This window comes from Chitinophaga filiformis (assembly GCF_021646545.1).
In the GTDB taxonomy this organism is placed as follows: domain Bacteria; phylum Bacteroidota; class Bacteroidia; order Chitinophagales; family Chitinophagaceae; genus Chitinophaga; species Chitinophaga filiformis_A.
On the sequence record NZ_JAKIRP010000017.1, the window covers coordinates 72,663 to 86,146 of the forward strand.

General features: G+C 45.1%; 10 protein-coding genes. 5 read left to right on the top strand and 5 right to left on the bottom strand.

What is annotated here, in order from left to right; translation table 11 throughout:
* Positions 1 to 25 precede the first annotated feature (25 nt).
* Both L3C95_RS29435 and L3C95_RS29440 read left to right on the top strand, forming a co-directional pair.
* A complete protein-coding gene (locus L3C95_RS29435; protein ID WP_236393853.1) occupies positions 26 to 2,143 on the top strand; it encodes a multicopper oxidase domain-containing protein in 2,118 nt (705 codons plus the stop codon).
* Positions 2,144 to 2,613: 470 nt separating this feature from the next.
* Positions 2,614 to 3,183: a hypothetical protein gene (locus tag L3C95_RS29440; protein ID WP_236393854.1), complete on the top strand. Its 570-nt coding sequence runs from the start codon at positions 2,614 to 2,616 to the stop codon at positions 3,181 to 3,183.
* 130 nt (positions 3,184 to 3,313) lie between these two features.
* Here L3C95_RS29440 and L3C95_RS29445 read toward each other — a convergent pair whose 3' ends face one another.
* Positions 3,314 to 4,246, bottom strand: a complete 933-nt coding sequence (locus L3C95_RS29445; protein WP_236393855.1) for a helix-turn-helix domain-containing protein — start codon at positions 4,244 to 4,246, stop codon at positions 3,314 to 3,316.
* Positions 4,247 to 4,351: 105 nt separating this feature from the next.
* On the opposite strand from L3C95_RS29445, the gene L3C95_RS29450 reads away from it, so the two are divergent.
* Positions 4,352 to 5,191, top strand: a complete 840-nt coding sequence (locus L3C95_RS29450; protein ID WP_236393856.1) for a methylated-DNA--[protein]-cysteine S-methyltransferase — start codon at positions 4,352 to 4,354, stop codon at positions 5,189 to 5,191.
* A gap of 649 nt (positions 5,192 to 5,840) precedes the next feature.
* On the opposite strand, the gene L3C95_RS29455 is transcribed toward L3C95_RS29450, so the two are convergent.
* Together L3C95_RS29455 and L3C95_RS29460 are read right to left on the bottom strand one after the other, a co-directional pair.
* Entirely contained in the window at positions 5,841 to 6,650 is an 810-nt protein-coding gene (locus tag L3C95_RS29455; RefSeq protein WP_236393857.1) for a DUF4249 domain-containing protein, read from the bottom strand.
* A gap of 5 nt (positions 6,651 to 6,655) precedes the next feature.
* The gene (locus L3C95_RS29460) at positions 6,656 to 8,974 is read right to left on the bottom strand and encodes a TonB-dependent receptor (protein ID WP_236393858.1); all 2,319 of its coding nucleotides are present in this window, start codon (positions 8,972 to 8,974) and stop codon (positions 6,656 to 6,658) included.
* 144 nt (positions 8,975 to 9,118) lie between these two features.
* Here L3C95_RS29460 and L3C95_RS29465 point away from each other — a divergent pair, with 144 nt between their 5' ends.
* On the top strand, positions 9,119 to 10,186 hold the full coding sequence (locus tag L3C95_RS29465; protein ID WP_236393859.1) for a sensor histidine kinase: 1,068 nt from the start codon (positions 9,119 to 9,121) through the stop codon (positions 10,184 to 10,186).
* Positions 10,161 to 10,925 carry a LytR/AlgR family response regulator transcription factor gene (locus L3C95_RS29470; RefSeq protein WP_236393860.1) on the top strand — a complete coding sequence of 255 codons (765 nt, stop codon included), beginning with the start codon at positions 10,161 to 10,163 and terminating at the stop codon, positions 10,923 to 10,925. Before L3C95_RS29465 ends, L3C95_RS29470 begins: the two co-directional genes overlap by 26 nt.
* Positions 10,926 to 10,953: 28 nt before the next feature.
* On the opposite strand, the gene L3C95_RS29475 is transcribed toward L3C95_RS29470, so the two are convergent.
* Together L3C95_RS29475 and ligD are read right to left on the bottom strand one after the other, a co-directional pair.
* The gene (locus L3C95_RS29475) at positions 10,954 to 11,382 is read right to left on the bottom strand and encodes a DUF6496 domain-containing protein (RefSeq protein ID WP_236393861.1); all 429 of its coding nucleotides are present in this window, start codon (positions 11,380 to 11,382) and stop codon (positions 10,954 to 10,956) included.
* Positions 11,383 to 11,413: 31 nt separating this feature from the next.
* The gene (ligD, locus tag L3C95_RS29480) at positions 11,414 to 13,423 is read right to left on the bottom strand and encodes a DNA ligase D (protein ID WP_236393862.1); all 2,010 of its coding nucleotides are present in this window, start codon (positions 13,421 to 13,423) and stop codon (positions 11,414 to 11,416) included.
* Positions 13,424 to 13,484 lie beyond the last annotated feature (61 nt).

Genomic DNA, 13,484 nt, shown 5'->3' on the forward strand with positions numbered 1-13,484 from the left:
TCCGGAACAGTATAATCTATCAGTGATGAAACGTTTTCTGTTGACAGTGATCGTATTACTGTCGTACGTGGCTGCCTTTTCACAGGCAGCCCGTACTATCCGTTATGACTTGTATGTGTCAGATTCTATGATTCATACAAGTGGTAAGATGAGGCATGCCATGGTTATAAACGGCGGCATACCCGCACCTGTATTATCTTTTACAGAAGGTGATACGGCAGAGATCTATGTGCATAATACTATGAATATGGAAACCTCCATACACTGGCATGGGCTATTGCTGCCCAACCGTTATGATGGAGTATCCTACCTGACTACAGCACCCATTAAAGCGGGAGAGACTCATTTGTACAAATTCCCACTCATACAGCATGGAACCTACTGGTACCATTCACATACCATGTTCCAGGAGCAAAGTGGCATGTATGGCGCTTTCATTATCAGGAAGAGAAATGTGCCAGATGTGAAGGAACATACATTGCTGTTAAGCGACTGGACAAATGAAAATCCCCACCAGGTAGACCGTTCGCTGCATACGGCTACAGACTGGTACGCCGTCAGGAAGAACAGCGTGCAGAGTTATGGAGAGGCCATTGAAGAGAAAAACTTCTCTACAAAGCTAACCAACGAATGGAAACGGATGATGGCCATGGATGTCAGTGACGTATACTACGACCAGTTGTTCAGCAATGGTAAGCCTGTAGATGTGCAACCACAGTTTAAAGCAGGCGATAAGGTACGACTGCGTGTCATAAACGGTAGTTCCTCTACCTATTTCTGGTTGACCTATGCCGGTGGCAAGATCACTGTTGTAGCGAATGATGGTATGGATGTGGAACCGGTGGAAGTGGACAGGCTTATTGTAGGCGTGGCAGAAACATACGATGTGATCGTAAGTCTTCCGGCAGACAGTAGCTACGAATTTCTCGCTACGGCGGAAGACCGTACCAAAGCAACCTCCCTGTTCCTGGGAAATGGTCCGCGGAAAGAAGCCACACGGCTGCCACGCCTGAAATACTTTGAAGGTATGAAGATGATGAATGGCATGATGAAGATGAACGGGCAGATGAATGATATGGACATGCAGATGAGTCTTCAACAGATGGATATGAATGCCGTGATGTATAGCGAAGACCCCGGGGTAACGCTGAACTATGCCATGCTGCGGTCTCCGGTAAAAACTAATCTGCCGGAGGCCCCCGTAAAGGAACTGCGTTTTAATCTCAGCGGCAATATGAACCGGTATGTATGGAGTATTAATAACGAGACCGTATCTGAATCAGACAAGATCCTCATTAAAAAGGGAGAGAATGTGCGCATCATCCTGTATAATGGTACCATGATGCGCCACCCTATGCACCTGCATGGGCATTTCTTCAGGGTGTTGAACGGGCAGGGAGATTATTCCCCCTTGAAGAATACCCTGGACATTATGCCAATGGAAACAGACACGATAGAATTTGCCGCTACGGAAAGTGGCGACTGGTTCTTCCACTGCCATATCCTATATCACATGATGAGTGGTATGGGCCGCATCTTCAGTTACCAGGATTCTCCGCCCAATCCCGAGATACCCGATCCGGCAAGGGCCATCCGTAAGATATATGCGGATGACAGGAAGATCCATACTGCTGCAAGGATAGGTTTGGAAAGTAATGGTAGTGATGGTGAACTGAGTTTTTTCAATACCCGTTACAGATTACAAACGGAATGGAGAATAGGATTGAATGGAGCGAACGGATATGAAACGGAAAGTCATTTAGGTAGATATCTGGGGCAGACGCAATGGTTGTTTCCATATGTAGGCTGGGATGTACGTTACCGTAAAGGCAGTAAAGAAGAGAAGAACCTGTTTGGACAGTCTAATACAAAAGACTTCCGTAGTGTATTACACGCAGGTATAGAATATACACTTCCCCTGTTGGTCGTTGCAGATGCTTCCATAGATACTGATGGCCGCCTGCGTTTCCAGTTAAGCCGTGAAGATGTGCCCATAACCCGTCGCCTGCGGTTTAATTTTATGGCTAACACTGATAAGGAATATATGGCAGGCTTCAGATACATTCTGTCCAAATATATTTCACTCTCTACACATTATGACAGCGACATGGGGGTAGGCGCTGGTATTACCGTTACATATTAGCGCAGTTAAACTGCTGCGAGCTGGCGAGGAGAAAGCCCGGATCAAATTGAAGACCTGGAGGAAAGCTGGCGTAAATCAGTCCTGACGGGACGTGCTGCATGCTGGTAACTGTCAGGGGACGCGAATGATGGATCAATAGGCAGTCTGTAAAAAAATAAACGGGTGTATGATTACACCCGTTTCTACCTAAACCTACAACTGTTTATTACTGTAATTATTTTTCGTGTTTTGCGTCACAAATGTAGCACCTCTCAGGGGTATATGAAAAACCAATATCACGGTTTAAGAAACCAATTTTTCTGCTCATCTAAATTTTTTATTGCGATCAGAAAAATTGGTTTTTTTATCCGCCTTTTTGGGATTGATGGGCAATGTGTTGCGACATAATTTTGTGTCATCAGATTTATACAGCAGCTGCGAATAAATAGAAGAACAAAAGATTAACAGAACAAAGATTAAAACGAAAGACGATGAAAAAGACTATTAAGACAGGCGTTGCGACATTAGCATTATTATTGGCAGTGGCAGTAGGAGTAAAGGCGCAAACGAAAGGCAACAGTGAACCACAAAGACCTTCATTCTCTCTGAGTGTTGGTCCGGAAGCAGGAATACCGGTTGGGAATTTCAGCGATTTTTATAAGTGGTCTTTAGGCGGTTCCGTACAGGCAGATTATGCTATCATCAAAAAGACATTATATGTGAACCTGAATGCAGGATTTGCGAATGTTTTTGCAGATGATGTACCTGGTCTGGACGATTTACAGTGGATTCCCGTGAAAGCTGGTTTAAGGTATTATCCTTTCCAGAGCAATAATCTGTATGTACAGGGACAGGCCGGTGTGAACTTTATAACAAATGGTCCAACCGGTTATAAGACAGCGGCCTTCACCTATAGCCCACAAATTGGTTACCTGATCCCGCTTGGCAAAGGCAGTTACCTGGATGCAGGTGTGAAGTTTGACGGTAACTCAAAATTTGTTGACGGTGGAGACGCAGCTAATCTGATAGGATTAAGAGTAGCATACACTTTCAAATTATAAGCATAAACTTAGGATACATTAGGATAAGCATAGGACCATAGGACATAATTGTTAAGGGGTTTATAATCAAATGGAGTAGGGCCTTTCTTTTGAAAGGCCCTATTGTATTGTATATTATGCGATAGAAATTTTATGCTACGGATAGTTTCTTAAAATCCGAAGGATTCTCATCTGCAAACTTCTTGAAGAACCGGCTGAAATGCGAGCTGGTATCAAAGTTCAGCTGATCTGATATTTCCTTCACACTGAGAGAGGAGGTGGACAGCAGTAGTTTTGCTTCCAGGTATAAGCGGCTGTGGATGATCTGCAAAGCATTTTTACCGGTTTCCTGTTTCACGATCTCACTCAGATGTTTGGCGGTTATGTGCAGCATATCGGCATACTCCTGGACTGTCCTTTTATGCAGGAAGTGCTCCTCCACAAGATCTCTGAAATTGACAAAAGTGGCATATTGCCTTGTTAGCTGATGATTGGGCCGGCTTTCCTGACATTTTTCAAAAGCGCGGTTCACTTCATACAGCAATTCCACCACCTGTAAACGTACAATCTGCAGGAAGAAGGGACTGCCTTCACGGTATTCCCGGTCTATCCTTTCAAAAAGTTGTTTGGTCTTCAGAAAATGCGGATCTGACAATGTATATACCGGTGCACAGGAAGGATTGAGGTCTATCAGCGGATCAAGCGCGCTTTGCTTGATGAACGTGTCAGTGATAAACTCCTTCTTGAACATCACCATGTACAGTAACAGGTCGTCAGAAGCATTATCGAATGAAGTGGTGTGTTTAGGTGATACGATGTGCAGTGATTTTGGACCTACATCAAAAGTAAAGGCGCCGATAGTTTTCTGACAGGTGCCCCTGATGCACAAAATAACCGCATAATGGTCAGTCCGGATAGGAGGACCACTCTTCACGCTTCCCTCGTTGCTCAGTACAGCAAAGTTATTTGGTTGAAGCAGCTCATCGTACTTATCCATCCCGAAACTCTGTGTCACCTTTTTGTCAAGCGACAGGTAGTAGCGGATTGTGGACGGAATATCGAATATTGGCAGGTTCGTGTTCATAATCAGGGGGCAAAATTACGGCAAAATTTGTGTAATGAACTCCGCAAGAACCGGGTTTATGTCATAAACCGGAATGTCTATTTTTGTATTGTAAATGAAATAGATATGATTTCTCAGGAATTAACGAATTACGAGCGGATCGCCAGGGCGATTGAATACCTGAAAATGAACTTCAAAAAGCAGCCTTCACTGGAAGAAGTGGCTGAAAATGTATACCTCAGTCCATTCCATTTTCAGCGCATGTTCACAGAATGGGCCGGTGTCAGTCCTAAAAAGTTTACGCAATATCTCAGTGTAGAATATGCCAAGTCGCTATTAAAAGAGAAACAGGCTTCCCTTTTTGATACCGCTCTTGAAACCGGTCTTTCCGGAACCGGTAGGTTACACGATCTCTTTATGAAAATTGAAGGCATGACTCCAGGCGAATATAAAAACGGGGGAGAAGCCCTGTCCATCAACTACAGTTTTGCCGAGAGCCCGTTTGGTCCCCTCATCCTGGCCGCCACTCCGAAGGGGCTTTGTTACCTGGCATTTGAAGAGAACCAGGAACAGGCTTTCCTGCATCTGCGGGAGCAATTCCCCAATGCGCGCTTTCACCAGATACTCGACATGATCCAGCAAAATGCATTGTACTTTTTTACCCAGGACTGGAATACGCTGGAGCAGGTGAAACTGCACCTCAAGGGTACGCCTTTTCAGCTGAAGGTCTGGGAGGCACTGTTGCAGATACCCATGGGCGAGCTGTCCAGTTATGGGAAAGTAGCTGTCGCTGCTCATGCGGAACGGGCTTACCAGGCGGTTGGAACGGCCATCGGTAACAATCCGGTCGCTTTTCTGATTCCATGCCACCGCGTAATCAGATCAAATGGTGAATTTGGTGAATATCACTGGGGAAGTACCCGTAAAATGGCAATGATAGGTTGGGAGGCATCCAAAACGAGGTAAAGCTCAACTGCCTGACCAGCTCCTCTTTACTTCCGCCCTTGCAGATGGGACCGTTGTGTTTTATCGCTTTCCAGCCTGTTTTATGACTTCGTAGCTCTTTTTGAACAATGTTCCCATATTTGTCATTTTGTGGCAAAGGAAGGGCGAAAAACGCGGCCATAATTGGAGACAAAGGAAGGTATTGGACTATTCGTCGAATTTACTCCGGGAGGCGCCGGTGCGCAGGCAATAATCATCCGGGTGAGGCTGGATCGCCTCCGGAAATAATGAACAAAGGGTATTGGATGCAATGTCTTTTTTATGTTAAAAAATTGCAGATCAGGAAATTATGAATAACAAACTGTAAATCAATGACCCCTCAGACCATTCGGTGAAGATTCACTTCGACTCTATAGCGCCTATAGCTATAGAGTCGAAGCGAATCTTCACCAAAGAGATACCGAATATATACCCCTATAGTACCAATCCGGTACCAATGGCCTCATCTTATGTTCATCTTACGTTCAAAACGTAGGATGAACATAAGATGAGGCCATCGGTACCGGATTGGTACCGGATTGGTACCGGGGAGATATCAGGCATCCGGTAAAAAAAGCCGGCTGCGAGCTCTTAAAGAAATCACAGCCGGCGCCTTTCTGAAATAAATTTATCAAGGCACGATGATCGTCTTCCTTTCTACCGTCTGCGCACTGAAATACCCGATCGCATCCCCTGAAATATTACTCACCGGGTTTGCTGGCGTAGCGGAATCATTCTCACCGGTAGCGCTGCTGCTGAGACTATAAAAATACTTATATACCGCAGCATCAATATTCAGCATCTCTACTGTAATCTCATCCCCGCTGTTGATATCATACTCATGGTCGTCATCGTCCTCTCCGAGGATATACAGGCGTGTATTAATATCATTGCCGTTGGTAAGATCATCATTGCGCACATAGTATCGTTTTACTTTTGTGCCCCTGATGTACTGCTGGAAACGGTAGTAATTTGTTTCTCCTGCAGGATCTTTAAAGCTCACATTGGCCACCTTGGTCATATCGCCGAAAAGATCTTCCTCCACGATAGACAAAGAGTCCATCGGTACTCTGGAGGGCATATAGGACGTCGCTGTATACTGTTCATCGCCGAGGGTGACCAGCAAGCCGTATGTATTGCCACTGCTGCCGGATAGTTCAGGTGCAGTATACACGCCGGTCGTTGTTTCTGTCAGTAGTGTGGTATCGCCGTTGTGATAGATCTGCACCTTTGCACCAGATACGCCTGCAAACGAATTGTCTGCAGCAAAATCTTTGGTACGGCTGAGTTTCACAACACAATCGCCTTTAGTATCTGTCAGTACAGCCTCGATCACCAGCTTGTTGTCATTGCCGTTCAGATTAAGATCGATCTCCTTTTCACAGGCGGTGCCGAGTAACAACGCCGAGCCTAGTATGGTATATATAAAACTGTTACGCATGGTCATTAGAACTTAAAATTGTAAGAGATAGAAGGAATGAATTTGAATAATGCAGTTTGTTTCGCAACTGTCTTATTCGGATCTTCCTTACTGTCTTCGAAGGTGATAGTGTATGCATTTTCCCTTCCATAAGCATTGTACAGGCTGAAGGCCAGTTCAGAAGACCAGCGTTTGCGTTTCTTCAGCTGTAATGTAGCGCCCAGGTCCAGACGGTGATAATCGGGCATACGGTATGTATTACGACCGGTGAAGTAGTAAACGGTCTGACCATCTATCTGATATTTACCGGAAGGATAAGTTACTGCGTCGCCGGTATAATAGATCCAATTCGCAGACAATGTCCATTTCTTACTTATCTGGTACATGGCCACGATGGCTACATCATGTGTTCTGTCCTGGCGAGCATTATACCATTTGTTGTTGTTGATACCATCTATCTGTCTTTCTGTTTTTGAGAGCGTATAACTCACCCATCCGTTGAATTTACCCACTCTCTTTTTGAACAACCACTCAATACCATAAGCACGTCCTTTACCGAAGAGTAGTTCTGACTCTATCGCATTGCTGACAGTGTTGACATTGGCGCCGTCACGGTAGTCGATCTGATTTTGTAAAGACTTGTAATAGGTCTCAACCGTCAGTTCATAGTCGCCGCCGAAGAGGTCTTTATAGTAACCAATGGAGTACTGGTCAGATATTTCAGGTTTAATGATATTGGTGCTGGCCACCCATTTATCCGTTGGACTGCTGGTAGTACTGTTGGAAATCAGGTGAAGGTTCTGTGTATTGCGTACATAAGATGCCTTCAGTGAAGATGAGCTGTTCAGCTTATAACTCAGTGCCAGTCTGGGCTCCAGGTTGAGATACGTCTTTACGAAATCTCCGCTTTTATAATGCAGGGTATCGAGTATCTTACCATCCTTGTCTATGTTGAAGAAGTCGCCTTTACCCAGCACGCTGAAAGAAGTGAGACGCAGACCATAGGTCATGCTCAGGTTGTCAGACATTTTCCAGCTATCGGTAACATACAGTGCATTCTCCCATGAGTAACGGTCTTCCAGTGTCCTGGCATTGATCTGCGACGTTTCAGACGTAGTGACCTGTCCCGGAGTAATGGTATGGTAAATGGAATTGATACCGAAACGAATGTTATGGCTGGAAGATGGATACCATTGTAACTCTTCTTTCAGGTTGTAGTCCCTGATCTTCGAATAGATATCTGCATTTACAGAACCACTGTTGATAGAGATCGTATAATCGTAATTACTGTAGATGAGTGAGGTGTTAGAGAACAACTTGTTATTGAAGATGTGATTCCAGCGCAGGGTAGCAGTAGTGTTACCCCATTGCAGGCCGAACAGATCGCCTACACCCAGTTTATCTTTCCCGAAATAACCGGACAGGTACAATTTATCTTTATCGCCCAGCTCATAATTCAGCTTGGCGTTGATATCATAGAAATAGAGCGTATTGTTATTCAGGCTGGAATCGCTGGAAAGTTTGAGGAACATATCGGCATATGTTCTGCGGCCCGTAACGAGGAAGGAAGATTTATCCTTCTGTATAGGACCTTCTACATTCAGTTTGGCAGAAATGAGACCAATACCACCGCTCACGCCGAAGTCCTGGTTGTTACCGTCGTTCATTTTGATGTCCAGTACCGAAGATAAACGTCCGCCATATTGTGCGGGCATACCGCCCTTATACACCGCGATGTCTTTAATCGCGTCGGAATTGAAGGTGGAGAAGAAACCCAGCAGGTGAGAAGCGTTGTACACGGGGGCTTCATCCAGGAGTATCAGGTTCTGATCGGCAGCGCCGCCACGTACATACATACCGGCGTTACCATCTCCGGCCGACTTGATACCGGGTAGTAACTGGATAACTTTGATAGCATCTCTTTCGCCCAGTAATACGGGCACATTCTTCATCTCTTTGGTAGTCAGTTTCTCCAGCCCCATCTGTGGAGTACTGAGGCTCCTTTTGGTGCTGGTACCGGTAATGGTTACTGCTCCCAGGCTGACAGATTCGTCTTCCAGGGAGATGTTGATAACAGTGTCTTTCCGGAGCACAAACTCTGACTGAAAGGCCTGTAGACCCATAGAAGAGAATTCCAGCCTGTGCTTGCCGTCTGTAAGGGTAATGGAATAGAATCCATATTCGTTAGTTGTGGTACCACCGCCACCACTGACCCTTACAGTAGCGCCGATGAGGGTTTCTCCTTTGGCTTTGGATTTAATGGTTCCGCTAATTGTATGTTTTTGCTGTGCCATGGCTTTTCCAGCCGTCAGCATAACAGCAATGAGCAACAATTTTGATTTCATCAGGTGTAAATTTAGTGCGAAACAAATAATAATTATCTGATATGCAAAAAGTGGCGGGGCTGAAACAGACAAAAAAGCGGTTGAATCGGACACCACAAAGTACATAGTACTCAACCTTTGTACTTAACTTGCAATCTGAAGCACATGAAAAGATTACCTGTAAAAAGTCTCATACGCGTAGGTTTTATCGCAGCGTTAACTATCGCCATCCTGGTGGGGCTGACCTCTTCTGCCAAAGAACATTCCCTGAGCACAGTCCTTGCTAAATCGGGAGTGATTTTCACAGTGATCCTGTTCCTCAGCATGTACAATGTAGGCATACAGACGTGGCTTTCCAGGCGCTGGAATTATTTTTCCGGACGGTTCAAGTTGTACCGCGCCATAACAAGCTTTTCGGGTGCATTGCTCTTTAACTTCCTGATGTTTAAGATGGTGTTCGCTACCTGCCTGCATACTTTTGTTATTCCTGACTGGTATGAACAGGTGAGGAACAAATCACTATGGCCGCTGCTGTTTATGTTGCATGGTACTGTGTTTAACATCTTTGTACTGATGGTCCATAACTATATCATCCTGCTACATGCCAAAAATGATGCAGAACTGGAGAATGCCCGGCTGAAGTTTGCCAATACGGAAGCTATCAACCAGTTGTTGCGGCAGCAGATACATCCTCATTTCCTTTTTAATGCACTTAATACCTTGAAGTCCCTGATCCGCCGTCACCCTGAAAAGGCGGAAGAATACCTGATCCATTTGTCAGACTTTCTGCGGGCCAGTATTTCGAAGGGACATAAGAATATAATCTCACTGAGAGATGAAATAAAATTGAGTGTAGACTATCTGGAAATGCAGAAAATGCGTGCAGGAGAAGCCTTGAAATTCTCTATTGATATCGATCAGCAGGCATTGAGCAATCGCTGGCTGCCGGCTTTTTCATTGCAGCCCTTACTGGAAAACGCGATCAAGCACAATGTGCTGACCAATGAAGATCCCTTGTACCTGGATGTTGTTCAGGAAGGTGACTATCTGAAAGTGATGAACAACCTGCAGGTAAAGCACCAGACCGAGGCCTCTACCGGCAGCGGATTAATGAACCTGTCAGAACGTTATAAGATGCTGACAGGAGAAGATATCCTGATAGAAGACGACGGCAGGACATTCACCGTAAAAATAAAAATCTTACAGCATGCGGGTAGTGATCATAGAGGATGAAGTACTTACAGCAGAAGATCTTAAAGAAAGTATCCAGCAATTGGACAACACAGTTGAAGTAGTGGCCGTGCTGCAATCAGTGCGGGAGGCTGTAGCCTATTTCCAGCGCAACGAGATGCCCGATTTGATTTTCAGTGACATACAACTGGGCGATGGGGAGAGCTTTGACATCTACAGAACAGTAGAGGTATCGGCGCCTGTTATCTTTTGTACCGCCTACGATGAATACGCCCTGCAGGCATTTAAAACCAATGGCATCGAGTATATACTGAAACCATTCACAAATGCCTCTATTGCAGATGCGATCAAAAAGTATAACAATCTGCGCCGTCAGTTTACCGGTGCAGGCAAAGAAAATCCTGCCAATACAATTGCTGAAACCGTGCAGCAACATACGCCTCAACCAGCCGCTATACTGGTACACTATAAAGACAAAATAGTGCCGGTACGGCTGGAGAATATCGTATTGTTCTATATAGAAAAAGAGACTTTGTGCCTGATGACCTTCGACAGACAACACTATTACCTGAAGAAATCACTGGAAGAAGCTGAACAGCTTTGTGGCAGTAATTTCTTCAGGGTAAACAGACAGTTCCTCGTTAACCGTAAGGCCATAAAAGATGCTTCCCACTATGTATCCCGTAAGTTATGCGTGAACCTGTCTGTGCCCTTCAAAGAGGTGATCACTATCAGTAAAGAAAAAGCACCTCAGTTCCTCGCCTGGTTGTCGGGGAAGTGATCAATTACTGATTGCTGACTCGTAATTTTTAAGCCTTAGCAGCAGCCTTCTTTCTTGGTGCAGCCCGTTTCTTGGCTGCCGCCTTCTTTGGTGTTGCTCTTTTCTTTGCGGCAGACTTCTTAGGTGTAGCTCTCTTCTTCGCAGCAGCTTTTTTCCTTGGAGCCGCTTTTTTAGCAGCAGCTTTCTTCTTAGGTGTCGCTCTTTTCTTTGCGGCGGCTTTCTTTTTAGGTGCAGCCTTCTTCGCAGCAGCTTTTTTCTTGGGGGCAGCGCTCTTCTTCGCAGCTGCTTTCTTTGGTACTTTAGCGCCTTCTTTCCTGGCTTCTGACAGTCCTATAGCGATAGCTTGTTTGGGATTAGTGACTTTCCTGCCGCTTCTGCCGCTTTTCAGTTTACCTTCCTTCATTTCATGCATATTCTCTTCCACTTTGTCCTGGCTCTTTTTTGAATACTTTGCCATAATGTAGAATTTAAAGGTTAATAAATAAACGTTATGGTTGCATAGCACTTATTATCTTCTTCATATCAATTCCCTTGCCGAGTACCGGTTTGAATATATCGCCCATTTCATTGACCCTGGCCACAGCGTTGGTAATATTGAAGTCTTTCATCTTTAGTCCCGTTTTTACTTCCTCCCAATGCAAAGGCATAGATACTGTAGCGCCTGGCTTTGGCCGTAACGAGTAGGGGGCTGCCAGTGTGGCTTTAGGCCTGTTCTGTAAATAATCAACATATATTTTGCCTTTTCTGTTCTGCGTCATACGTTCTATACTGGTAAATGAAGGCAATGCCGCATGTACCTGTGTAGCGATCCACTTGCCGAACAATTGGCATTCATCGTAAGTATATTTAGCGTTTAAAGGAATGTAGATATGTATGCCGGTGGAGCCGGATGTTTTGCAATATCCAGGGACTTTGATGCTGTCAAGTACTTCTTTGGTGACAAGCGCTGTTTGTATTACCTGTTCAAAGGTATTCTTTTCTGTTGGATCCAGATCGATAATACACCAATCAGGGTAATCCGGTTTTTGTATCCTGCTGTTCCATGGGTTCATCTCAATTGCGCCCAGGTTGGCCATGTATAACAGGCTGGCTTCGTCTGTACCTACCAGAAAGTTTTTATCTTGTCCGTCACTGGTATGATAAGGAAAGGTCTTGATCCAGTCGGGTGCTTTCCCGGTTACATCTTTCTGATAAAAGCTCTTGCCTTTTATGCCGTTGGGAAACCTGTTCAGCGATTGTGGACGGTCTTTCAGATATGGTACAATATACGCAGCTACCTGGTAATAGTAGTTCAGCATGTCCCGCTTGGTATATTTTTCTTCCGGCCAGAACACTTTATTCAGATTAGAGAACTTTAGTTCATGCTTATTGATCTTTCTGACCTGTGTATCTTCGGATGGATTGAGTAGTGTTTTACGGTTACCACCTATTACCGGTGTTAACATCTTTTGAGAAATAGCCGTACCTGTTTTCTTTGCTGCCTTTTCCACAGGCTGGGGCGCTTCTTTCGTGACGTCTTTTGCCGCTTTATCTTCCCGCATGCCTTCGAAGGAGGGGTGGCGCATCACGCCATCCGAAGTGATCTCAGCATAACTTACTTCACATACCAGCTCCGGCTTCAGCCAGGTGGCTACAGCTTTCGGCGGATTGGGCCTGAAGCGGGAAGGTTTATTAATATCCGGGACTGTTGTAAAAGGAGACTTTTTTATGGTCAATGGTTTGAATAATTGCATCATTTCCTTCTGCCTGGCGGTAGAAAAACCGGTACCTATTTTACCGGTATACTGCAATTGACCATTGTCGAAAATACCCACCAGCAATGAGCTGAAAGGTTTGGATGAGTCTTCGTTGCGGGTGTAGCCGCCTATGACCACTTCATGTCTTTTATTGATCTTGATCTTTAGCCACTCATTTGTGCGTACACCGGGATAGTAAAGGCTATCTTCTTTTTTGGCGATGACACCTTCGAGGCCCAGTGATGTTGCGGCTGCGAGAAACTCTGAAGGCGAAGTGTGAAAGCTGGCGCTAAGCCTTATAATATCGGGTGCGGGAAACAGTTGTTCCAGTAACTCCCGGCGTTGTATAAGGGGCAGTTGTGTAAGGTCATACCCATTCAACCACAGAAGATCAAATACATAATAGATCAATTCACCATCCGCCTCACTCCTCCAGTTTTGCAGATCTCCGAAACTCGAGCTCCCGCTTTCATTGAGCACTACTATTTCTCCATCTGTTACTGCGTGGATGTTCCATGCTTTTAATGCGTCGAGAACAGGATAGAATTTCTCATCAAAAGATTTATTGTTGCGTGAGATAAGGTGTGTATCTCCCTTATTCAGCAAGGCTATTGCGCGATAGCCATCCCATTTTACCTCATACATCCAACCCTGCGCCTCAACTGGTTTATCTACCAATGTGGCCAGCATGGGTGCTACTGTGGCGGGAAACTTAGCCCGCATGCGCCCGGAAGATCTGGAAGATGAGGATTTTTTGGGCATGTATAGATAAGATCAAAGATCTTACCAGTATGTATTACAGCAATCTCATGAGCATGACAGA